Here is a 25,408-nt window from a genome sequence, read left to right as displayed (position 1 = left end):
CATCGAAGAGATATTACTGATGAGCTCAACGCAAACATCCCCCACCGTCTTCCAGGGTGATCTTCCTAAAATCGGCATCCGGCCCACAATTGATGGACGCCTGGGGGGCGTTCGCGAATCGCTCGAAGAGCAAACGATGAACTTGGCCCAGCGAGTTGCTGAGCTGATTTCCAGCAACGTTCGGTACCCCAATGGGCAGTCTGTGGAAGTTGTGATCGCGGACTCCTGCATCGGCGGAGTGGCGGAAGCGACTGCATGTGACGACCAATTTCGCAAACAGAACGTCGCCGTTTCCTTGACCGTGACACCATGCTGGTGCTACGGATCCGAAACGATGGATATGGACCCTCTTCGTCCCAAAGCCGTCTTCGGTTTCAACGGCACCGAGCGTCCGGGGGCTGTCTACTTGGCCGCCGTTCTAGCCGGGCACACGCAAAAGGGCATTCCTGCGTTTGGCATCTATGGACGCGACGTTCAGAACGCTGGGGACGCAAAGATGCCCGCGGACGTGCAAGCCAAGATTCTCGACTTCGCTCGCTGTGGTCTGGCCGCGGCGCTGATGCGAGGCAAAGCGTATTTGTCGATGGGCGGTACGTCGATGGGCATCGCTGGTTCGATGGTCGATTTCGCCTTCTGGGAAAAGTGGCTTGGGATGCGTGTCGAAGACATCGACATGAGCGAGTTCATTGGGCGAATGAACAAAGGGCAATACGATCAAGCCGAATACGAGAAAGCGCTCGCATGGGTCAAAGAAAGCTGTCCCGAAGGCGACGATTACAACGGCGATTCTGGGAAACGTTCTCGCGAGCAACTCGACAGCGAATGGTCGGACTGCGTGAAGATGGCCTTGATCGCTCGTGACTTGATGGTCGGCAACCCGAAACTTGCTGAGATGGGGTTGAGAGAACAATCCCACGGTCACCAAGCAATCGCATCCGGTTTTCAAGGCCAGCGGCAATGGACGGACCATTTTCCTAACGGCGACTTCATGGAAGCGATCCTCAACACATCGTTCGATTGGAATGGCAAACGTGCCCCCTACATCGTCGCGACAGAAAATGACGCTCTCAATGCCGCGACGATGTTGTTCGGTCACTTGCTGACCAACACCGGACAAGTGTTCGCAGATTTGCGAACGTACTGGAGTCCCGAAGCGGTCGCTTCCGCCTGTGACGGTTACAAGTTAGAGGGAGCAGGAGCCGACGGATTGTTGCACCTAATTAACTCTGGACCGGCGACATTGGACGGCACGGGTGAACAAACCGACAGTGACGGCAAGCCCACAATGAAACCGTTTTGGGAAATCACGGACCAAGAAGTCGACAAGTGCCTCAAGGCGACGACGTGGCACCCTTCGATTACCGAATACTTTCCCGGTGGCGGCATGAGCACGCGTTATCGCACTCGCGGGGGCATGCCCGCCACGATGACTCGCATCAACTTAGTGGCGGGGCTGGGGCCTGCGATTCAAATCGCGGAAGGCTTCACGGTTGAACTGCCTGATAGCGCGCACGATATTTTGGACCAACGTACCAATCCAACTTGGCCCACAACTTGGTTCGCTCCCACGTTGACTGGCAAAGGGGCGTTCACATCGACCTATGACGTCATGAACCGCTGGGGCGCGAACCACTGCGTGATGACGGCCGGCCACGTCGGCCACCTGTTCATCACGCTGGCTTCGATCCTGCGAATTCCGGTCTACATGCACAATGTTGCCGAAGACCGTGTGTTCCGTCCAAGTGCGTGGAATGCGTTCGGCACCGATAATGCGGAATCGGCGGACTTCCGAGCGTGTGAAAACTTTGGCCCCTTATACGGCCGCGTTTAACGAATCATTTACGTCCAACATCACCTAGGCTTCTTGCCTGGGTGGGCGTTGTCGCAACGACCTAATCCCGAAGCCCCTTTTCTAAAAATCCCTTGTCTCGAATTCCCAGACGAAAAGTCTGGGCTGCGAAACAGAAGCCACTATGAACAAAGAACAAACCCGCGATGCCTTGCTAACGTTGTCACGCGAACTCGGGGATCCGAGCGAACACCTCGCGATTTTAGGCGAAGGCAATACGTCCGCCAAAATTGACGACGATACGTTTTGGGTCAAAGCAAGTGGCAGCTGCCTGCAAACGCTCGCGTCTGATGATGTCGTGTCGTGCCACGTTGCACCGCTGTTGAAAATGCTCGATCGAGATGATTTGACCGATCAACAAATCGAAGACGAGTTGTTCGCGTGTCGTACCGACGACAAGTCAAAGAAACCGTCGGTGGAAACGCTGTTCCACGCCTACTTGTTGACGTTGCCCGATGTAAATTTCGTCGGTCATACGCATAGCATCAGTGTGAACCAGATTCTGTGCTCTCCGATGGCGGAAAAGTTCGCGACGTGCAAACTCTTTCCCGACGAAATTGTTTGTTGTGGTGCTGAATCGGTGTTCGTTCCCTACACCGATCCAGGGTTGATGTTGTCGAAAACGATTCGTGACCGAACCCAACAATTCATTGAAAAATATGGTGCGCCGCCGCGTGTGATCTTGTTGCAGAACCACGGGCTGATCACGCTCGGCAAATCACCGGCGGCCGTCAAAGCGGCGATGTTGATGGCTCACAAGTCCGCCGAAATTTTCGTCGGCGCCGCAGCACTCGGCGGCCCGATCTTTATGAGTGATGAAGATGTGGATCGCATTGCAAATCGTATCGACGAACACTATCGCCAGCGAGCACTGAAGCTATGAACGACAAATATTACGTCGCCTGTGATCTCGGGGCCGAGAGCGGGCGGGTGATTTTAGGTACGATCACAGGCGGGAAGGTGGTGCTCGAGGAAGTTCATCGTTTTCCGACTGGCGCCAGCAAAATACAAGACTCGCTTCGTTGGAACGTCCTGGGCATCTTCGAAGAACTGAAGGTCGGCTTGCGAAAAGTTGCTGGTCGAGGCGTCCAGGTATCGTCGTTGAGCGTCGATTCGTGGGGTGTTGATTACGCATTGTTTAACGAACGCCAACCGCTCGTTTCCCTTCCTTATCAATATCGCGATTCGCGGACCGAGAAAACCTACACCGCCGCTTTGGAACAGGTGGGACGGGAAAAGATCTTCGTCGAGACCGGCATCCAGTTCATGTCGATCAACACGCTTTATCATTTGATCGCGGATGTTCAGAATAACTCGGATGTCCTCGCAATCGCGGACCAATTTCTCAACATCGCTGACTACATGAACTATCTGTTCAGCGGCGTTGCCCGTGCCGAGGTTAGCTTGGCAAGCACGACGCAGTTGTACAATCCACGCACGGGGCAATGGTCGGCCGAATTGATTCGCGAATTCAATCTGCCGCCGAAGTTATTTCCTGAGATCGTTGCTTCGGGAACGCCCTTGGGGCCGCTAACCAGCGAAATCGTTGCCGACACAGGTTTGTCCGATACTCAAGTGATCGCGACTTGTTCCCATGACACTGGGGCTGCGGTCGCCGCGGTGCCAGCGGAGCCAGGCGATGATTGGGCGTATCTGAGTTCGGGAACTTGGTCGCTGATCGGGGTTGAACTTCCTCAGCCGCTGATCAATGAAGAGGTCCGCCAGAGCAATTTCACCAATGAAGCAGGTTTTGGCGGAACGACTCGGTTCTTGAAAAACATTGTCGGGTTGTGGTTGTTGCAGGAGTCTCGTCGTGCTTGGTTGCGAGAGGGGCTTGAATTGGATTACGCCGAGATCAACCAACTTGCGGCAAAATCCGAGCCGTTCCGAAGTCTGATCAACCCAGCAGATAGTCGGTTTCTGTGTCCCGAGGACATGCCAGCCGTGATCACGGAGTATTGCCGAGATTCCAACCAACCGGAACCGGAAACACCCGGCCAGCTCGCACGTTGTATACTAGAAAGCTTGGCGCTGATGTATGCGCAAACACTCGACACAATTGAGCGGTTGACCGGTCGCACGATTGCAAAGATGCACATCGTCGGTGGCGGAAGCCAAAGTGAGTTACTAAACCAATTTGCGGCAAGTGCTACGGGACGCACCGTGATAGCCGGGCCGGTCGAAGCGACCGCAGTCGGCAATATCTTGATCCAGGCAGTCTCGCTACAAGATCTCGCTTCGCTTGCCGAAATTCGCAAACTTGTGCGGAACTCTTTTTCCGTTCGTACGTACGTCCCCGAATCCGTCGATGCGTGGAAACAAGCACACGAGCGCTTTCAAAACTTAGTCGAAGTTGCTTAAGCACGAGCGTCTACTGAAACCACACTTTCCATTTCATTTCTATTCACGTCCATCCAAACAGGTTGTTCAATGAGTACCACGATTACGAAAACCTTGTTGCCCGAAGTCGAAGCATTTCTCAATCGCGATTCCCACGGCAGCTTTGTTGGCGGCAAACCGTTTGCCGCTAAGAGTGGCAAGACGATCGCGACGACGGATCCTGGATCCGGCGAGGTGCTCGCCGAAGTTTTGGAGTTGGACGCGGACGAAGTGAATGCGGCGGTAACCGTGGCGGACACCGCGTTTAAGAAAACGGGTTGGGCAACGATGCCAGTCAACGAACGGTCGGCGCTGCTGCATCGACTTGCGGACGCTATCGAAAAACGCAAAGCGATCATTGCTCAGATCGAGTCGCTTGATGCTGGGAAAGTGGAGGCACAAGCGCAAGGCGACGTGCAGAATTTCGCCGACACACTGCGTTACTTTGCTGACATGGCACAGCACATGAATCCTCGCACAACGTTGGCGGTACGAGGGCATGAAGCCTGGACGTTCCGTCAGCCTTGGGGAGCGTGTGCATTCATTTTTCCTTGGAATTTTCCGTTCTTGTTGATTGGCTGGGGCATCTCACCAGCCCTGGCGGCTGGCAATACGGTCGTCATTAAACCCGCCGAAGATACTCCATTGTCCGCGATCTATTTAGCGGAATTGGCGACCGAAGTGGGCATTCCCGACGGCGTCATCAATGTCGTCACAGGAAGCGGTGCGACCGTGGGATCCGCCTTGTCGGCAAATCCGAAGATCAAGCGAATGTCGTTCACGGGGTCGCCGGAAGTGGGGCGTTTGGTTGGCGAAGCGTGTGGACGAAATCTTGTTCCAGTCAAATTGGAGCTCGGCGGTAAGGGAGCCGCAGTCGTTTTCGACGACGTCGATGTTGCCGACACGGCCGCAAAATTATCGGCTGCGATCACGTTCCACACCGGACAAGTTTGTTGTGACGCAACTCGCTGGTTGGTTCACAAGAACATTTACAATGAATTTGTAGACCAATGCGTCGATATACTGTCGCATGTGCGAATCGGTCACCAACTTAACGAGTCGACTCAAATGGGGCCGGTCGTCAATGCAAAACAGCGTGAGCGTGTGCTGGCCTATCTGGAAAAAGGTGAATCCCAAGGTGCGAAGTGTCTGCTGAAAGGGGGCCCTGCACAGGTGGAAGGACATAACGGTCATTTTGTGAAACCTGCGTTGTTAGCCGGTTCGCTTGATAACGTTGCCGCGCAAGAAGAAATCTTCGGGCCTGTCGCGTTTTTAGCGCCGTTTGACGACGAGCGCCAAGCAATCGAGATGGCGAATAACACCGTCTATGGGTTGGCCAATAGTGTTTGGACGACTGACCTGAGCCGAGCTGCACGCGTTGCAGAGTCGATGGTCGCGGGTAACAGTTGGATCAATGCTCACAACGTTTTTGCCCACGGCGTGCCTTACGGCGGTGTCAACCAGAGCGGTGTCGGTGGCGGAGTGTTGTCAGTGGAAACACTGATGGACTACTACCGCAGCACGTCGGTCGTCCGCCCCTTGGGCTAGTCCGCGGATCAATAAGGCGTCGTATTCCAAAAATGTGTTCGGAAACTGCTAAATATCGAAATTGCAAACCGCGAATAGCGTGACTGGATTAGCGATGTTTGATCAACAATCAGAATGCAAGCCGCTGTTGCCGGATTGGTTGGTGCACCCCTTAGTCGATAACTTGCCGATTCATATTATCGTCAAAGATCTGGAGGGGCGGTTTATCTATGCCAATCGTGAAACGTGCCACCTGCTGGGATTGCCGATCGAGCAAATTCTGGGGCGTACCGATTTTGATTTGTTTCCCGAAGCGTTGGCGAAGCGGTATCACGAAGACGACCAGCAAGTGATCACTACGGGACAACCGATTGATCAGTTTGAAACCAATTGCATCGCCTCCACTGCACGGAACGTACGCGTTCGCAAGACGCCGATTCGCGATCCCCAAGGTAATCTGTTTGGGATCGCGGTCGCGTTTTCGGATGTCACAGCGCAGACCGCAGCTCAAGCGGATCTTGAGCAAGAACGATTCCTCTTTCATACTCTCTTAGACAACCTTCCTGACTTTATTTACTTCAAAGATCGTCAAAGCAAGTTTCTTCGCGTCAGCCGCAAACTGGCGGAACGCATGGGGTTGTCGGATCCAGTCGATGCGATTGGCACGGACGACTTTGATTACCACCGCGAAGAATATGCCCATGCCGCTCGCGAGGACGAGACGCGTTTGTTGCAAGGTGGCCAACGTATTTTGGGACGCGAGGAACACGCAATCTGGCCTGACCAAACGAGGACTTGGGTGGCGACCACAAAGTTGCCGATGCATGATGCCGAGGATAACGTCGTGGGGACGTTTGGTATCTCGCGTGACATCACCGACATGAAAGAGGCGAACGAGGCATTGATGCTGGCCAAAGAAGTCGCTGAATCTGCCAGTCGTGCGAAAAGCGAGTTCGTTGCCAACCTCAGTCACGAAATTCGCACCCCGATGAACGCGGTAATCGGGATGTCGGAACTGTTGCTGGGAAGCCGTTTGGATGCGGCTCAAAGTGATCAAGTCCGCACGATTCTGGAATCGGGAGAAGCCTTACTCGACTTGCTGAACGAGATTCTGGATTTCTCGCGAATTGAATCGGGGCGTGTCGAGCTTGACCCCATGCCCAACGATTTGCGCGAGAGCGTGGCTGGCATCATGAAAGCACTTGCCGTGCGTGCCCACGGAAAAGGGGTTGAATTGGCATACGATGTCAGTGCGGATGTTCCGCAAGTCGTCGTGGCCGACTTCAGTCGTTTGCGTCAGGTTTTGGTTAATTTGATTGGCAATGCGATCAAGTTTACTGAGCAAGGAGAGGTGGTGTTGAAAGTCGAACCTGTGAGCCTCAGCAGCGATCAGGTTACACTCCGTTTCTCGGTACGCGACACGGGAATTGGCATTCCCGAAGAAAAACGAGAAGTCATTTTCGAACAGTTTGAGCAAGTCGATCGCTCAACCACTCGGCGATTCGGCGGTACCGGACTTGGGCTCGCGATCACGTTGCGTATTGTCAAAATGATGGGAGGACAGATCGACGTTGAAAGCGAACTCGACGTCGGCAGCACGTTCGCGTTTACCGTGACGGTACCGATCGGCGAACCGCCAGAGCAACAGGAAAACACGGGGCTTTCGTCCGTCGAGGGACTCCGCGTGTTGATCGTTGACGACAATGCCACGAATCGCCAGATCCTGCTGGACATCGCCACGAACTGGGGCATGCAGCCGGTTGTCGCCGCAGGTGTTTCCGATGCGCTCACCGAACTCGAGCGTGCGGTTCAGGCAAACAATCAGATCGAACTTGTTTTGACCGACGTTAATATGCCGGAACGTGATGGATTTGATTTGGCGACGGCAATCCGCAACGATCCTGCATTGTCGCAAACACCGATTATCATGCTGACTTCGGGAATGCGTGAGAACGACTTGGCACGCGTTGCCGAGTTGAAAGTGCAGTCGCACTTGATGAAACCGATTCGCCAATCCACTCTGCTCGACGCAATTGCCGCGACTTGTCGTGACGAGTCTGCCGTCACAGTGGATGATGTAGAACCGGCCGACGCAGAACTAGGTTTACGTCCATTGATGATATTGTTGGCTGAGGACAGCCTCGTCAATCAAAAGTTGGCGACCTACATGCTGACCGGACAAGGTCACACGGTGACGATTGCAGACAACGGTCGCTTGGCTGTGGAGCAATTCACCAGCAAAGTATTCGACATAATTCTGATGGACCTAGAGATGCCCGACATGGATGGGTTGGAAGCGACACGAGAAATTCGGCGACTCGAGCAAAGCACGTCTTCTCACATTCCGATCGTCGCGATGACCGCGCATGCAATGGAAACCGACCAGCAACGTTGCCTTGATGCGGGGATGGATGCCTACATCGCTAAACCCATTCGGCAAGCGATCGTGCTGCGAACTCTCGCCGACTTAGTTGCCCATTAAACTGCCAGCACTCCCCCTCAACCTCAACGACTAAAAGATAGCACCGATGAATCACCAACGATTGCTCATCCATCCCCGCGATGAAATCATGCAAACCATGACTCGCATTTATGGTTACCGCATGACCACGACTTCTGGCGGCAATTTGTCGATTCGCAATGCGGAAGGTGACATTTGGATCTCGCCCGCACGCGTCGACAAAGGCAACCTATCGCGTCGCGACATCGTTTGCGTTCGAGCAGGTGGCGATGTTGATGGCCCGCATCCGCCATCGTCTGAGTTTCCGTTTCACAAAGCGATCTACAAAGCTCGCCCCGATATCCGAGCGATCGTCCATGCCCACCCCGTTGCTTTGGTCGCGTTTAGTATTTGCCAATCGGTGCCCAACACAAAATTGTTTCATCAAACGTATTCGGTGAGCGGCAAGGTTGGCTTTGCCCCGTACGCGTGTCCGGGAAGTGAACAGTTAGGAAAAAGCATTGCCGATACGTTTGCCCAAGGTTGCGACAGCGTCATTTTGGAGAACCACGGCGTCGTGGTCGGCGGTGAATCGCTTGCCGAGGCGTTCAAGCGTTTCGAGGCCTTTGAATTTGCGGGGAAAACGCTGATCAAAGCCAACCAACTTGGTGATGTCAAATATCTTGACGAAGCACAATTGCAACTGGCCGCCGACCGCGGCGTCGACCTGGAGACGTTTGAACCCTCCGATGCGACTGAACAAGAATGTGAACTTCGCCGCCAACTTTGCGAGTTCATGCGGCGCGGTTGTCGGCAACGATTGCTGATCAGCACCGAGGGAAGTTTTTCAGCTCGACTTGACGACGATTCGTTTCTGATCACGCCAACGCAAGCGGACCGCGAGTTGCTGCGAAACGATGATTTGGTGTTGATCCGTGGCGGCAAACGGGAAATAGGGAAGAAAGCGAGTCGTGCGGTGCTTGCGCATCAAGCGATTTACGAAAAACACCCCGATGTCAAGTCAATTGTGTTTGCACATCCGGTCAACGCGACCGCATTCAGCGTCACAGATGTAAAGTTCGACACGCGAACGATTCCAGAAAGTTACGTCTTTTTACTTGATGTCGAACGAGTGCCGTATGGGGTGCAATACAAGAACGACGGCAGTATCGCTGGGTATGTTTCGCCCAAATCACCTGCGGCGATTCTCGAAAACGATGGCGTGCTCGTGACGGGCAAGAGCGTGCTAGACACGTTTGATCGGCTGGAAGTTTTGGAGTCCACCGCCGAAGCGGTAATCAATGCAGGTGCAATTGGTGAGGTGTCCGTGATGCCTGCTCCCGTGATCGCGGAATTGCGATCCGCATTCAATTTATAAGAGTCGCCATTTATCCGAGTTATTGTTTATTAAGCAGGTCAATATGAGTCATTCCACATAATGATCTGAGCCGACGGCACTAGCCGCGGGCATGTTTCCAGCAATATTAACGAGCCCGCGGCTAGCGCCGTCGGCTCACAGAATGATCGATGTTTCACCGGTAAATACCGAGCGATCTGCTCAGAGTCGCCATTTATCCGAGTCACTCTAACCTAGGCTTCCCGCCTAGGTGGACTTCGGCCTAAGCCACTAATAAATCAAATTTTGCATCATGACCCAACTGGACTACGATCCTCGCTATCCCGGTATCGACGACTTGCGCAACCTCGCGCGCAAACGGATTCCTCGTTTCGCGTTTGAGTATCTCGATGGCGGCTGTAACGAGGACGTCAACATGTATCGCAATACTGCCGAAATTCGCGATATCGAGCTGATACCGCAATACTTGTCCGAGCACATCAAGTCGGACATGAGTACGGAATTGTTTGGTCACACGTACGACGCGCCGTTTGGCATTTCGCCGATCGGTTTGCAAGGATTGATGTGGCCTCGGACGCCCGAGATTCTGGCCGAGGCGGCGTTCAAACATAACATTCCGTTTTGTTTGAGCACGGTTTCGACTAGCAGTATTGAAACCATTGCCAAGATCACCGAAGGCCGTGCATGGTTTCAGTTGTATCACCCGACCGAGGACAAAGTTCGCGATGACATCATCCGCCGCGCGAAAGAGGCTGAGTTACCCGTGCTGGTGATTTTGGCCGATGTGCCGACGTTTGGTTATCGTCCTCGAGACATTCGCAACGGTTTGGCCATGCCCCCGAGCATGTCGCTCCGCAATATCTTGCAGATTTTTGGTCGACCGAGTTGGGCGCTTAATACGTTGATCAATGGCCAGCCCGAGTTCGAGACGCTGAAGCCGTACATGCCAAAGGGGTTGAACCTAAAGCAGCTCGGCCAGTTCATGGACAAGACGTTTTCGGGACGTTTGAACGAGGAAAAGATCAAGCCGATTCGCGACATGTGGCCGGGTAAGTTGGTGGTCAAAGGAATCGCTTGCGAGGCCGATGCCGAACGTTCGGTCCGTTTGGGGGTTGATGGTCTGTGGGTTTCCAACCACGGTGGTCGACAACTCGATGCAGGGCAATCAGCAATCAAGGCTCTTCGCAAGGTTGTTGAAAAGTTCAAAGGGCAAACAACGATCATGATGGATTCGGGGATTCGCAGTGGCCCCGACATCGCACGCACCCTTGCCAGCGGTGCTGACTTTACGATGCTCGGCCGCACATTCATGTACGGCGCCGCAGCGCTCGGCAACAAGGGCGGTAATCACACGATTGCAATCCTAAAACGTCAATTACAACAAGTCATGGAACAAGTCTGTTGCCAACGAGTGGCCGATTTCCCCAACCATTTAGCCAAAGACGATTAATCGCGGCCCCCGTATGTACGACAGTCGCGTCTGCCCATCCGTGAACGATCCGAGAAAAATTGCGAGAGAAAATGAACACTACGCATCCTGTTTTTTTACTATTTGTATGGTTCGCCGCGAGCGTCTGTAGCCAGGCGAATGCTCAAGAAATGAACGAGTTATGGGGAGATTCCGTCGTCAAACTGCGTGCCGAAAACGCCGAACGTGGCCAGCTTTTTGACGAGGGGAATTATGCCATGTTCATCCACTGGGGGCTGTATTCGCAGCTTGGTAACAAGGTCGATGGCAAGACGTATTACGGCATTGGTGAGTGGATCATGAACCCGCGAATGGCGGGCATTCCTGTCGAGCGTTACAAAAAACTTGCGGGTACGTTTAACCCGGTCAATTTTGATGCCCACGAGATTGCCAGAATCGCAAAAGATGCTGGCATGAAATACATTGTCATCACGGCCAAGCACCATGACGGGTTTGCAATGTATCACTCCAAAGCGTGTGATTTTAACATTGTCGACGCGACCCCTTGGAACAAAGATCCGATGAAGGAACTCGCCGACGCGTGTCGCGAAGCAGGACTGGGGTTCGGTTTCTATTATTCGCACAATCAAGACTGGACGTTCCCCGGTGGCGGCGGCGGACCCACCGTTGACGAAAAAGGCAATCCAGCGACGTTCGATGATTACTTCGTCAATAAGTGCTTGCCCCAAGTCAAAGAAATCACAACCGAGTATGGGCCGATCGAAATCGTCTGGTTCGACACACCAGGCAAGATGCCCAAACAGTACGTTGAGCAACTTGTTGACGTCGTCCACAAGAACCAACCCCGCGCGATGGTTTCGGGCCGCGCCGGGCACGATCTAGGGGATTACCAAACGCTCGGCGATATGGAAGTCCCACGCGAGAACATCGAAGGACTGTGGGAAAGTGTCGATACGACCAATGACTCATGGGCGTACGCTTGGTATGACGAGTACTGGAAATCGCCCAAAGAAATCCTCCATCGTCTGCTCGCCTGTGTCGGTCGTGGTGGCACCTATATGCTAAACATCGGCCCTCGTGGTGATGGCACGGTTCCCCCGCGCGCTGTTAAGACACTAGAGCAATCCGGCGAGTGGATTCGTCGTTATCCGCAAGTCGTCTACGATACTCAGGCGTCGCCATGGCAACATGCTTTGCCGTGGGGGGATGTGACTCGCAAAAACAACACGCTTTTCCTGTGCGTCTTTGACTGGCCCGCCTCAGGCAAGCTCTACCTGCCGAACTTGAAAACCGAGATTGCATCATCCGAGTTACTGAGAGGCAAGGAATCCGAGCCCGTCTCGTGGAGCAAATCCGGAGATTGGGTCGTACTCGATTTGCCCCCTCGTGCTCCCGAAAAGCTTGTGTCGGTGATCGAGCTGAAGCTTGCATCGGAACCTGAGGTCGATCCAATCTGGGCACTCGATCCGAACATCGAAACCGAAATTTTGACTGAGTTCGCTGAGGTCACGGGAATCAAGAAGTCCGGGAAGCGATGGATGGAAAAATTTGGTGAGTGGAAGGGGATCATCCACGCTCACGGCTTCGAAGGTGGCGGCAAGGCGTCGTGGGAAATCGACGTCAATGAGCCTGGCGATTATAACGTCGAGCTGACGTATTCAGGTGAAGGACGACTTGTTTGGAGCGTCGCGATCGAAGGCGGCGAAAAAATTCAAAACCAACAGAACTCTTCCCACAATTATCAATCGTTCCCAATCGGCTGGATTCACTTTCCCGAGCCCGGTCGCTACACCGTCAGCGTGTCTTGCATCGATGGCGACGTCGAATCCGCAAGCTTGAAGTCGATCCATTTCGAGCGAGCCTATTAGGCTCGAAAAAACGATGCGAAACGCGTTGGCGATCACGGCTCTTTTTAGTGAGCCATGACGCGAGCGCGTCCGGCTTAGAAAAATCAAAACCCGCAAGTTCAATGCTGACGCGTCGGGCTATGAGGGTGATTGCTCAGCGGCCCCAGCAGTTAACGAAGCCTTCTAAGCCGGCCGCTCTTATGAGCGGCCTGGTCCTTCGTCTAGTATGAAAATTGGGGTTTCAAATGTAGTGGAGCTTGCTAAAGCTCCCTGTCTTCTTCGGTATGGCTGGATCTTTAGCAAGATCCACTACCTATGAATCAAAGACGGACAAAGCACGAGTGTTTGCATTCGTGCTCACTGCCAGTGCCGTTGCCGGCGATTGCGCATTCAGTGGCTGAATCGTTCTCTAACCATGTCGCAAATCATTAGTGGCGTGTCGCAAAACATCCTCGCAAGGGGCTTGAATCGCACCATAATGGCCTGTTGCGGCAGGGCGGAATGGCATCACAAAGTGAGTTTTGCTTCGAAAAGTTCACGAAAGGTGCTTATACGGGGCATGATTGCCCTCATTGCTCGCCGTCATTCCGTTTGCTTATTGTGCGAAAATCGCAGAACGCTGAGTTCTCAAGGCATTTCACGATAGCGGAGCTCCATTGTTCCTACGAGCAGATCTCAATCGGAGCAAATCTCAAACCTGTTCAATGTCTGCAATGAGTCACTGAGCTGGCGCAGAATGTTAACCGTAGGACCCGAGCCCCCCTGACCGTCCTACCCCAATCAAGAGCGACAAAAATGAAAAGACCCCTCTGCGTTTTACTGGCGTTTGCCTTTGCACCTACAGCGATTCCGGTCATCGCCGCCGATGCATGGGTGGTCGATAGCCAAGCCGATTGGCAGCAAGCAGTGGCTGCAAGTTCGGCAATCGAATTCAACGACGGCATGGTTTCGCCGACGGGAAAAACGGCAACGTTTCAAAGTAAGTTGAAATCGTTCGATAAAAAACGGTCCGTCGAGTCAATTCAGTTTGACCAGTCGCCTATTTGGCAGAACTGGGAACCGATCGCCAACCTCGGACCCGCCAATCTCGGAGACGCACCCGTCTTGCTGACGATGGGGCCGGACAACTATTGGATGTTCGGTCGCTACGGTGGTCCAAAACGAAAGAAGGGTCAGAATCCCACAGCCAAGTTTGTTGCCGAAGATGCGACCCTCGAAGGATTCGATGTTCCTCTGAAGACCACTCCGTATGCCAACCAGTTTGACGCTCCTGGAGGGCTGAAAAAATCGAAGGGTGGCTATCATGCATGGCAAAGTCGCGACATGGTCAACTGGGTTCATCACGGCCCTGTCACGGAGGATTTCTCGCGTTGGGTCACGACCGCAGAGTACGCCGACGGCAAAGTCTACATCTACTACGACTATCCCAACGACCAAGATCCACACGTTTACGTCGACGACGATCTAACCGACGGGAAACCGGGTGAGAACAAAGGCATGGCGTTCAAAGACCCGTCGGACGGTTCGGACTGTGCCTTCATTCGCGACCTCGAAGGCAACTTTCATGTCATCTACGAAGACTGGACCCCCATCGACGCGAACAAACGATCATGGGATTCGCCGCTTGCCGGACACGCGGTCTCGAAAGATGGACTGACCGATTTTGAAATCAAAGCTCCGCCGGTGGACAACCGTACGACGCCGACTGGCAAGACGGCGACTTACAAGCACCCACACTGGCTGCAACACCCCGATTTCAAAACGAACGTTGCGACTTACCAAGTTCACGAGCCCGAGCAGGAAGCGTATGGCGATTGGTGCTCGGTCTGTATCGGCGGACGCTACTATCTGTTCGGTGACTACGATCCGGTCGGTGGTCACCAAATGAGCGTTGGTTGGTTCACGTCGCCAAGCTTGGATCAGCCGTTCACTTGGTGTGACAACATCGGCAAAGGACATCCCGATCCCGACATTGCGTTCGCCGAAGGCAAGTTTTATTTGGCCACGCAGCAAAAGCAAGATTTCGTTAGCCCTGGACCTTGGGTCGAAACAGTCGAAGCCCGCGTCGGTGTTGATACGGACAACGATGGTGTCGTGGATAATTGGAGCGATTGGCAAACGGTCAAGGAAAGCTATGACTACACGCCTGGGTTCGCCAAACAAGTTCAGAAAACAGCGGCTATGATAGACCTGTCGTCACTTCCTGAGGGCTACGGTTTTCAGTTTGAAGTGAAGCTGACCGATACGACAGAGAACAAGTCGAAGCCCATCCTCGATAAAGTGACCCTATCATTTCGTCAGTAGCAGCGATACGCAAAATCGTAGCTTAGGCTTCCAGCCTGGGTATCGGCTAGCGACCTGTTGATTTAATCAAAATTTAAATTGCAATGGTGAGCCGTAAGAGACGGTCCGGCTTAGAATGGTGAGTGCTCAGCGGCCTCGGGAAATATCGGAAAGTAAACATCATGAAGTCAGTTCTGTTTGTGAATCTGTTGCTGTTGTTAGCGGCCCCTGTGTGTCTGGCTGCGGATTTGTACGTCAGTCCCTCTGGCAATGATACGAACCCCGGCTCAAAGTCGTCGCCTGTCGCCACGCTATCACAGGCCAAGGAAATCGCGAGATCGATTGCTGGCAAGCAGCCCGTCACCGTGCATGTCGCTGACGGGGTTTATTACCTGAGCGATACGATGGTCTTCACGGCCGAGGACAATGGCACGGCGGAATCGCCCGTCGTCTATCGAGCCGAGAACGAAGGCAGAGCTGTCTTGAGCGGCGGATCAAAGTTGAATTTCCAGTGGAGTGCTTATCGCGATGGCATCTTCATGGCGAAAACAGATCCCGGGCTGGTGATTGATCAATTGTTTGTTGATGGTGCAAACCAACGCATGGCTCGCTATCCGAACTATGACGCCAGCAAGAAGACGGAAGCGTATCAAGGTTTCGCAGCGGATGCGTTCTCCAATGAACGAGCTGCAACGTGGACGAATCCGGCGGGCGGATATATCCACGCGATGCACCGCGCTCGTTGGGGTGGCTATCACTATCGCATCACCGGTAAAGACGACAAGGGCGAGGTGACTTACGAGGGCGGATGGCAGAACAATCGCCAGATGGGCATGCACAAAGATTTTCGCATGGTCGAAAATATTTTTGAAGAACTCGACGCCCCTGGCGAATGGTTTCACGACTCGGACAAGAACACACTGTACTACATGCCGGTCAGTGGCGTGGATCTTGCATCAGCCAAAGTTGAAGTTGTCCGACTGCGTCACCTGATCGAATTTCAGGGTGCCGAGGATGCACCGGTCAAGTTCATCACTTTGGATGGTTTCACCGTGCGTCACGCTGCACGCACGTTCATGGATACCAAAGAGCCATTGCTACGTAGCGATTGGGCTATCTATCGCGGCGGAGCGTTCATGTTGACGGGGACCGAAAACGTCAACATCCTTAACACCGAATTCGATCAAGTTGGCGGAAACGCGATCTTCGTTAATAACTATAATCGACGTGTGTTAGTCAAAGGCTGCTATATCCATGACACCGGAGGTAGCGGCGTGTGCTTGGTTGGCGATCCCGATGCCGTTCGCAATCCGCTGTTCGAGTACGGGCAAAAGAACGATCTAGCAAAGATCGATCGGACGCCCGGTCCCAAAACGAACAACTATCCCGCCGATTCGACCGTCGCGGATTGTTTGATCCACGGCATCGGACGCGTTGAACGACAGCCCGCGGGAGTGTTGATCGAAATGTCCCAACACATCACCGTGCAAGATTGCTCAATTTATGACTGTGCCCGTGCGGGAGTCAACATTGGCGACGGGGCTTGGGGCGGACACCTGATCGAGGGCTGTGATGTGTTCGATACCGTTCAAGAAACGCACGATCATGGTTCGTTCAACTCATGGGGCCGCGACCGGTATTGGCGCAGCGACCGACCGACCACTCAGGCTGCGGTCGATATAGATCCGAATCTCCCGTTTTTGGATGCCGTTGAAACCACGGTCATTCGAAACAGTCGCTGGCGGTGCGATCACGGTTGGGATATCGACTTGGATGACGGGTCATCGAATTACGATATCTATAACAATCTGATGCTATCGGGCGGTTTGAAGCTTCGCGAAGGTTTTCGCCGGCGTGCTTGGAACAACATTACGGTCAACAACGGACTGCACCCGCACGTTTGGTACAACAACAGCGGTGACGAAGTTTTCAGCAACATCTTCATGGCTGCGCCTCAAGGAGCACGGATGCCGAGCGAAACAGCAAAAGGCAAACGCATGGATGGGAACCTGTACTATGCCGTTAATCCGCAGATAAAAGATCGGTTTTTACAGTTCGGATGGGATGTCAATTCGATCGTTGCTGATCCGAAGTTTATCGATCCAGAAAACGGCGACTTCCGTGTCGCGGAAGGCTCGCCCGCGTTCGAGATTGGCTTCGAGAATTTTCCGATGGATCAATTCGGAGTCAAGAAACCTTCGCTCAAATCAATTGCGGAAACACCCATCATTCCAGAGCTGGACATTCGTCAAGAACTCGCGAAGCCTCGTCAAGACAGCCCCAAACCTCCAACGGAAATTCCGACCTATTGGTTAGGTAGCCAAGTGAAGTCACTTACCGGCGAAGAGTATTCGGCGTTCGGTGTGACCAAAGAAGACGGCGGTGTAGCACTCAGTCAAGTCCGCGATTCGAGTGGCGCCGCGAAAGCCGGTTTGCAGGAAGGCGATTTGATCCAGGGGATGAACGGCACAAAGATTATGACGGTCGGTGATTTGTTGAAAGCTTATTGCCGAGCCGGCGACGGCTCGTTGAGGGTGAAGGTGATCCGCGATCAGAAAGCCATCGACATTCCGGTGGTTGCGGGCGCGTATGTCGCCGTTGAGATGGCGTCACGCCCGGATGACTTTGCCAAATTGGCGTTGTCGAGCAATTCTTCGGCGACCATCGCCGCGAACCCATTGCCCACCGACGCACCGCTGAGTGTCTTGAATGACGGTAAGCTCGACGAGGGGTACGGACCCGTGTTTGCCAACGGAGTGTTCTCGGGGCTTTACCGTATGGACTTGGGGCAATCGAAACCGGTTTCGTCGATCACAACATTTAGCACCAACAAGAATGGCAATCGAGGTGCGCAAAAGATAACGCTTTATGGTAGCAACGCTGCAGGAAATCCAGGCTGGGATGTCACTAACGCAAAACAGGTGACGCCGCTGGGGTCGATCGACACGACGTCGCAAAAGTCCAGCATCTTCAACGCCACATCGCTGCGTTCACGAGAGGGTCAATCATTAGGAACTTACCGATGGATCTATTGGCAAGTGAGTCCCGTCACTGAGAAGGGTGAAAACACCGCGTTTCAAGAATTGTGCGTCGAATAATCGAATCACACTCGTTACGACGTTGGTCAACACGTAGTAACTTCCAACCATTCCCTTGTCTACACAAATGAAGTCATCATGTTCAAGTATCGCAAACACTGTTTACTGATCCTCACGTCATTCCTAATGCTCTCCGGATCTGTCGCAGCACAGGAGAAGCACGCGCAGGAGGAGAGCGCTGACGCCATCCAGAATCGTGACGCGCGCATGGCTTGGTGGCGTGAGGGCAAATTTGGCATGTTCGTTCACTGGGGCGTCTACTCGGTCGTCGGTGGTGAATACAACGGCCAGAAATTGCCCAACAGCGCCGAGTGGATGATGGCTCGGGGCAAGATACCGATTGCCGAATATGAAAAGTACGCGGAACAGTTCAATCCGACCCAATTCAATGCCGACGAATTTGTGGGACTGGCAAAACAAGCGGGGATGAAGTACATCGTGATCACGGCCAAGCATCACGATGGGTTCGCAATGTTCGATTCCAAAGCGACCCAGTACAACGTCGTCGACAAGTCGCCCTTCAAACGTGACATCATGAAAGAGCTCGCGGATGCGTGCGCGAAACAAGGTATCAAGTTCGGCTTCTATTATTCGCAGGCACAAGATTGGCATCATCCCGGCGGTTTCGGCAATAATTGGGACAAATCGATCAAGCGTGTCAGCAGCGATGAGTACGTGTTCCAAAAGGCGGCTCCTGAGGTCAAGCAGTTGCTGACCGAGTACGGTCCGATCGGAATCTTTTGGTGGGATACGCCGCGGGCGATGAGCAAAGAAGCGTTCAATAGCTTGCACTCGCTCACGAAACTGCAACCCAACGTGATCACAAACGATCGTTTGGGCGAAGAATTCCAAGGTGACTACAAAACCTTCGAACGAAACATCCCTGCGCAGGCGCCTGTGGGAAAAGATTGGGAAGTCTGTATGCCGATCAGCGGCAGTTGGGGTTACAAGAAGGGCGATGACGATTTTAAATCCACGACCACGTTGATTCGTAATTTGATCGATATCGCTAGCAAGGGCGGCAACTACCTTCTCAATGTCAGCCCCACGGGCGACGGCACGTTACTGCCACAGGCGGTCCAGCGGCTGAAGGCGGTTGGACAATGGATGGACGTTAATGGTGAGTCAATCTACGGAACCAGCGCTAGTCCACTGGGCAAACTCGACTGGGGACGTTGCACGGCGAAGTCAACGGAGGATGGCACGACGCTCTATTTACACGTGTTCGATTGGCCTACCGATGGGAAACTGTTGGTACCAGGATTGGAGGGCGACGTTCAACAAGCCACTTTGCTTGCCAACGGCACGGTGCTTGAAACGCACAAGACCGAGAACGGCGTGATGATTTCGTTGCCTTCCGGCGCTGCCGACGAAAACGCCACCGTGATCAAGTTGAAGGTCCCAGGAAAACTGCAAGTTCGCGCAGTTTTGCCGACGCCAAGTAATGAGGGTTCGTTGGTGCTGACCGCCGATAAAGCGTTCATTCACAACAACGAAGGCAGCAAAGATGCCGAGGTGCGATTTCACGACGATGTTCCCCACATCGGATACTGGATTGATGACAAAGCTTGGTTGGAATGGGACATCAACATCGACCAACCAGGGAACTATGAAGTTTTTGCCACAGTGTCAGTGGAAAAACCTCAAACGCATTTTCGAGTCGGTCCGGCTGGCAACCAAGTCGATGCCGAAGTGGCGTCAACGGGTGGCTATGGCAAGTACAAACAGAATTCGTTGGGGACGATTCGATTCGACAAGGCGGGCGTGACCAGCATCCAAGTCAAACCCGTCGCAGGCCAATGGGAACCGATGAACCTGCGCGAAGTGAAACTACAACGTTCGGAGTCAAAGTAATGACGACATCCATACTAATGGAAGCTGCTCAGAAACAAATTGATGTTACCTGTCGTAGCGACGCTCGCCAGCGCGTGGATATTCGCCGTTTGACGACGACAGCTACCCGAGTTCAGCATTTCCTGACGGTCTTGGCCTTCAGTGTTGCGGTGGTTGCCCTGTCGTCAGCGTCATACGCCGACGATCGTTCTCCGATGAACGTCTTGTTCGTGGTCGCTGACGACTTGCGTCCCGAATTGGGATGCTACGGCAACTCGGTCATCAAGAGTCCAAACATCGATCGATTGGCTAGCCGAGGTATGGTGTTCAATCGTGCGTACTGCCAGCAAGCAGTTTGCTCGCCCTCGCGTTCGAGTGTCATGACGGGCACACGACCTGACACGTCCAAGGTGTGGGACTTGTCGACCCATTTTCGTAAAGCCCTGCCCGACGTGGTCACACTGCCTCAGTTGTTCAAACAACATGGTTACGTGACAAAGGGAAGTGGCAAAATCTATCATGGGGACTTGAAAGATCCGCAGTCGTGGACGATCCCGGGCAGCGAAAACGACATCGCGGCGTCCCGTACCCGTAACGCAGTGATGCTTGTTTCCACGCCAATAAAGCGAACCAAAACCAATCGTGGTCCCGCGTTTCGCATGACGGATGACCCGCCCAACGGCGGCGGTGAGGGCAAACTCGCTGACGAGGCTATCGCGGCGCTTCAGGATTTCAAAGCGGGCGACAAGCCATTTTTTCTCGCCCTCGGTTTTCACAAGCCGCACCTGCCGTTCAGCGTACCGAAGCACTACTGGGACCTTTACGATCCTGCAAAGATTCCTCCGGCGCCAAATCGGTTCCTGCCGAGCGGGGCTCCTGATTTCGCGTTGGTGCCACAGAATGAGATGTGGAACTACAGTGACGTGCCTGACACAGCCCATTTGCCCGATGATTACGCTCAACAACTGAAGCATGGCTACTATGCGGCCGTTAGTTACATGGATGCGCAGCTCGGCCGCGTGCTCGATGAACTCGATCGACTCGAGCTGACCGAGAACACCATCGTGGTTCTGTGGGGCGATCATGGTTGGAAGTTGGGCGAGCATGATCGTTGGTGCAAGCACAGCAACGTCGAAAATGACGCGCGTGCACCACTCATTGTTTCCGTCCCTGGCATGAAGCAAGCGAACACGAAAACGGACGCTTTGGTCGAGTTCGTGGACATTTATCCAACCGTGGCTGATCTCGCGGGTATCGGTTTGCCAGATCACCTGGAAGGTACCACTTTGCGACCCGTCCTCGATGATCCCCGACAAACGGTCAAGTCGGCTGCGTTTTCGCAGTATCCTCGGACAGTTAATCGCAAGAGGCTAATGGGTTATTCGATGCGAACCGATCGCTACCGTTTTACTCGTTGGGTCGACCGAGATGATCACAGCAAGGTCACCGCGATCGAGCTGTACGATCACCAAATGGATCCGCAAGAGAACACGAACATCGCCGCCGATCCCGCGAATACTGACTTGATCGCCGAACTGACGAAGCAATGGAGCAACCGTCCGTAGCTTTGGCCTACGGCCTGGGGAAGTGCTTTTTCATACCCAGAGAATTAATCGACTGTGACGCAAATTGTTATCGCTGTGTCGCAAATCGTTCTCCGCATGGCGGAAATTCTAACCATAGTGTGGTAGGCTTTGGCATGATCTGCGACGTTGGCAGCTTCGCAGTTCGCAGTTTGTTTGGCCCGCTACCCGATGCCAGTGACTGGACCATTTGGGTTGCAAGGTTGTTAAGCATTCCTAAAACGAATCGATGTCGTACGGATCGACGGGAACTGTAATCGTCCGTCGGGCATCATGACCCCATTGAGACCCTTCATCCATGAAAACCGTTACACCGCTTTTTGTCTTGGTCTTACTTTGTGTGAGCTATATCACGCCTGCGTATGCGGCTGACGATGCTCGGCCCAACATTCTGTTTATCTTCGCGGATGATTGGGGATGGGGAGATCTCAGTTGCCACGGGCATCCGTATGTGAAGACGCCGAACATTGATCGGCTTGCGAAAGAAGGAACCGACTTTACCCGGTTCACCGTCGCCAGCGGCGTTTGTTCGCCAAGTCGCACTGCGGTGATGACTGGGCATTTCCCAGCTCGATACAACATTGATGGGCACTTCGCATGGGTACCTAGTAATGCAAAACGAAATATGCCCGACTGGCTTGATCCACAGTCGGTGACTCTGCCTCGATTGCTCCAGCAAGCTGGCTACGCAACGGCGCATTATGGAAAGTGGCATCTGTCCAATAACATGATCCCTGATTCGCCTCTGCCGAGCGCGTATGGTTACGACGAATACGGTGCATTCAATTGCGCGGGCGAGCAAATGCCTGTCCATGAGGATGCGGAGCACACGATCGCATTTATTGAGAAGAGCAAGCGAGAAGGAAAGCCCTTTTTCGTCAACCTGTGGGTGCATGAACCACACACACCGTTTCATACCGTGCCGAAATACGAGTGGCGTTTTCGCGATATAGAAAGTGCGCCGGATGCAATTTATGCATCCGTTCTGTCGCATGCCGATGACCGAATCGGAGAAGTGCTCGATGCAATGGATCGACTTGATCTCGCCGATGATACGCTGGTGATTTTCAGTAGCGACAATGGTCCGGCAAGATCCAAGGGTGCGTCGGAACCGACTTTGATGTATGACACTGCCACGGGGGCCGGATGGGATGTCGCTGCATCAAAGGGCATCACTGCAGGACGGAAAGGTTATAAGGCGTCCTTGTATGAAGGGGGTGTCAATGTGCCTTTCATCGCACGCTGGCCCGGTAAAGTTGCCCGGGGCGCTACTGATGACTCTTCTCTTATTTCCGCTGTCGATCTACTGCCCACGTTTTGCGAAATCGCCGGTGCGCCGTTGCCAAACGATTATCAACCTGATGGCGTCAGCCAATTGGCAACGTGGATGGGCAAGACCTCGTCGGAACGCGAAAAACCGCTGTTCTGGAAAATGGCGGGACATGGCAAGCCGACGGGCGGGAATTCGTACCACTGGGTTTCGTTTGCGACCGTCGACCGCAATTGGAAGCTGCTAACCAACCAAGACCAAAGCTATTCGGAGCTGTACGACATCGTTGCCGATCCCTACGAAAAGGAAAACCTCGCGAGCACAAAGCCGGAGGTGGTGAAGCAATTGCTCGCGTCGATAACACGTTGGCGGGCGACGCTTCCAGACACGCCGAGCGGCGACGTGTTTTCAAGTGAACGCAAATAAGTCGATTGAGGGTTGCCTTGACGCATTTGCACGCACGAAGTGTTTTCGTGCCACTCGATCCACCAGCTTCTACTTTTCCACCGAAAAGGTAACACCTCATGTTGCGAGTCTTCGTCCTGCTGTTTCTTTGCTGTCCCATTCTTGCAATTGCGAACGACGCCCAACCCGACCGTCCCAACTTTGTGGTCTTTCTCGCCGATGATCTGGGGTGGGGCGACTTGGCTTGTTACGGACATCCCAAGATTCAGACACCTAACTTGGATCGGTTTGCCAGTGAAGGCGTTCGTTTCACTCAGGCGTATTCGGCTTGCGGTGTTTGCTCGCCCAGTCGTTCGTCAATCCTGACTGGACGAACCCCCTATCGAAATGGAGTTTGGCGTTGGGTGCCCGCGGGTCAGGAGACTCATTTGCGAGCAAGCGAAATCACAATTCCGGAATTGGTCAAGCCTTTGGGTTACCAGACGATGCACAGTGGCAAGTGGCATTTGAACGGCTACTTCAATAGCCCCAAGCAGCCTCAGCCGAATGATCATGGATACGACTGGTGGTTTGCGACGCAGAACAATGCGTCCCCGTCGCATAAGAATCCGGAAAACTTTGTTCGCAATGGTAATGAAGTGGGGCCGTTGGAAGGCTTCTCGGCACCACTGGTTGCCGACGAAGCGATTGTATGGATGTCCAAAGAACGTGATTCGACGAAGCCGTTCTTCATGACCGTTTGGACTCACGAGCCGCACTTACCGATCGAGTCAGATCCGAAATTCATGGAGTTGTACAGTGATCTCGATGACCCCGATCTGCGACAGCATCATGGGAACGTCACACAGTTGGATCACGCATTCGGAAAGCTAATGCGAGCGCTCGACAAGCAAGGACTGCGAGACAATACGTTCGTTATCTTCACCAGCGACAACGGTCCCGAAGGAAGGGGGACCAGTGGTCGCACGCGAGGGTCGACCGGGGGTTTGCGAGGTCGCAAGCGAGATGATCATGAAGGTGGGATTCGTGTTCCGGCGATTGTTCGTTGGCCAGGGCACGTGGCGGCGGGTACCGAAAGCAACATCCCAATCATCGGTTCGGATATCTTTTCAACCGTCTTAGACGTGCTTGATATTCCACTTCCCAGCGATCGCACGATCGACGGTGTCAGTATGCTGCCCGCGTTATCCGGTCGCAAGCTCGAGCGTCCGGTGCCGATGTTCTGGCGGACCCACATTGCACCAGAGAATAGCCACGCCGCGATGCGAATTGATAACTGGAAACTCGTTGTTAACAAAGACTTGACGAAGTTCCAGCTTTACGAGATCGAGACGGATTGGAAGGAAGAGCACGATCTCGCCAGCGAAATGCCTGAGAAACTTTCGGAGATGAAAACAAAGTTCCTGGAAGTCTGGAACGACGTCGAAGAGGAAGGCCCCAGCGAGTGGTGGGAAAACGAAGCGGAAAACCCAAAAAAGCAAAAGAAACGCCGAAGTGGAAAACTGAGCGAAGGCAAAGATGAGACCGGTGACTGGGACCTCGTTCGCGGCGGCACGGTTTCCAAGACTGATTTTGGCTATCGGCTCGATGCGAGCCCCGGTGAAGCGTTAGCACTAAAAGAACTGGACCGGCCGGTCCAGGAATCTGCGACATTTCGGCTCCAGTACCGATCCTCCGCAGGCTCAAAGACCAAGAATGCCTGCTTCTGTTTTGGTTCGGCCACCGAGAACGATCAATTGTTCAAAGCGGGGACGATGATCGGGATGAATCGCCACGGCATCTTTGAAGGTAGCTGGGCGAATGTGGCAAGCGGTGCTGGAATCAAGACTTCGATCAACCCGTCGGAAACGTTTGATGTGACCGTGACACTCGACCTGGAACAGGGCAAAGCGACTTTGGTGGTTGGCAAGACTCGCATCGAGCAACCGCTGCCCAAGTCACTCGAGAGTATCACGCACGTTGGCATTTACGCGAAAGACACATCATCGGAATTCACGATGCCGGTTAGGACCGGCGAATAATTAGCGACTAGCGAGGCACCTCTGGTCGTTACTTTATTTTGGGTCGCCTAGGTGAAGTTGCAGAACAATACACAAATATCCCTAAAA

General features: G+C 53.6%; 14 protein-coding genes. All 14 read left to right on the top strand.

The genetic code is table 11. The features are described 5' to 3' along the window. Positions 1–19 precede the first annotated feature (19 nt). The 14 genes from SH528x_RS28540 to SH528x_RS28475 all read left to right on the top strand — a co-directional run bounded on the left by SH528x_RS28540 (position 20) and on the right by SH528x_RS28475 (position 25,321). Positions 20–1,831: an L-fucose isomerase gene (locus SH528x_RS28540; protein ID WP_442506836.1), complete on the top strand. Its 1,812-nt coding sequence runs from the start codon at positions 20–22 to the stop codon at positions 1,829–1,831. Between the two features lie 142 nt (positions 1,832–1,973). Next, complete coding sequence (locus SH528x_RS28535) at positions 1,974–2,732, top strand: class II aldolase/adducin family protein (RefSeq protein ID WP_442506835.1); 759 nt, start codon at positions 1,974–1,976, stop codon at positions 2,730–2,732. Beyond that, the gene (locus SH528x_RS28530) at positions 2,729–4,210 is read left to right on the top strand and encodes a rhamnulokinase (protein ID WP_442506834.1); all 1,482 of its coding nucleotides are present in this window, start codon (positions 2,729–2,731) and stop codon (positions 4,208–4,210) included. The genes SH528x_RS28535 and SH528x_RS28530 overlap by 4 nt, the downstream gene beginning before the upstream one ends. A 69-nt stretch (positions 4,211–4,279) precedes the next feature. Further along, positions 4,280–5,776 carry an aldehyde dehydrogenase family protein gene (locus tag SH528x_RS28525; RefSeq protein WP_442506833.1) on the top strand — a complete coding sequence of 499 codons (1,497 nt, stop codon included), beginning with the start codon at positions 4,280–4,282 and terminating at the stop codon, positions 5,774–5,776. A gap of 94 nt (positions 5,777–5,870) precedes the next feature. Further along, entirely contained in the window at positions 5,871–8,237 is a 2,367-nt protein-coding gene (locus SH528x_RS28520) for a response regulator (RefSeq protein ID WP_442506832.1), read from the top strand. 46 nt (positions 8,238–8,283) lie between these two features. Further along, the gene (locus SH528x_RS28515; protein ID WP_442506831.1) at positions 8,284–9,573 is read left to right on the top strand and encodes a class II aldolase/adducin family protein; all 1,290 of its coding nucleotides are present in this window, start codon (positions 8,284–8,286) and stop codon (positions 9,571–9,573) included. A gap of 271 nt (positions 9,574–9,844) precedes the next feature. Further along, positions 9,845–11,002: an alpha-hydroxy acid oxidase gene (locus tag SH528x_RS28510; RefSeq protein WP_442506830.1), complete on the top strand. Its 1,158-nt coding sequence runs from the start codon at positions 9,845–9,847 to the stop codon at positions 11,000–11,002. A gap of 149 nt (positions 11,003–11,151) precedes the next feature. After that, positions 11,152–12,849: an alpha-L-fucosidase gene (locus tag SH528x_RS28505; RefSeq protein WP_442506829.1), complete on the top strand. Its 1,698-nt coding sequence runs from the start codon at positions 11,152–11,154 to the stop codon at positions 12,847–12,849. Positions 12,850–13,623: 774 nt separating this feature from the next. Then, positions 13,624–15,132: a hypothetical protein gene (locus tag SH528x_RS28500; protein WP_442506828.1), complete on the top strand. Its 1,509-nt coding sequence runs from the start codon at positions 13,624–13,626 to the stop codon at positions 15,130–15,132. Positions 15,133–15,293: 161 nt separating this feature from the next. Beyond that, positions 15,294–18,209, top strand: a complete 2,916-nt coding sequence (locus tag SH528x_RS28495; protein WP_442506827.1) for a PDZ domain-containing protein — start codon at positions 15,294–15,296, stop codon at positions 18,207–18,209. A gap of 78 nt (positions 18,210–18,287) precedes the next feature. Continuing rightward, positions 18,288–20,063: an alpha-L-fucosidase gene (locus tag SH528x_RS28490; protein ID WP_442506826.1), complete on the top strand. Its 1,776-nt coding sequence runs from the start codon at positions 18,288–18,290 to the stop codon at positions 20,061–20,063. Then, positions 20,063–21,607 carry a sulfatase gene (locus tag SH528x_RS28485; protein WP_442506825.1) on the top strand — a complete coding sequence of 515 codons (1,545 nt, stop codon included), beginning with the start codon at positions 20,063–20,065 and terminating at the stop codon, positions 21,605–21,607. The genes SH528x_RS28490 and SH528x_RS28485 overlap by 1 nt, the downstream gene beginning before the upstream one ends. Positions 21,608–21,923: 316 nt before the next feature. After that, complete coding sequence (locus SH528x_RS28480; protein WP_442506824.1) at positions 21,924–23,321, top strand: sulfatase family protein; 1,398 nt, start codon at positions 21,924–21,926, stop codon at positions 23,319–23,321. A gap of 98 nt (positions 23,322–23,419) precedes the next feature. Next, positions 23,420–25,321: a sulfatase gene (locus tag SH528x_RS28475; protein WP_442506823.1), complete on the top strand. Its 1,902-nt coding sequence runs from the start codon at positions 23,420–23,422 to the stop codon at positions 25,319–25,321. Positions 25,322–25,408: the final 87 nt, after the last annotated feature.

This window comes from Novipirellula methanifontis (assembly GCF_052161655.1).
Taxonomy (GTDB): domain Bacteria; phylum Planctomycetota; class Planctomycetia; order Pirellulales; family Pirellulaceae; genus Novipirellula.
Note: the sequence above shows the minus strand (reverse complement) of the source record. Positions and strands in the feature narration are given on the sequence as shown.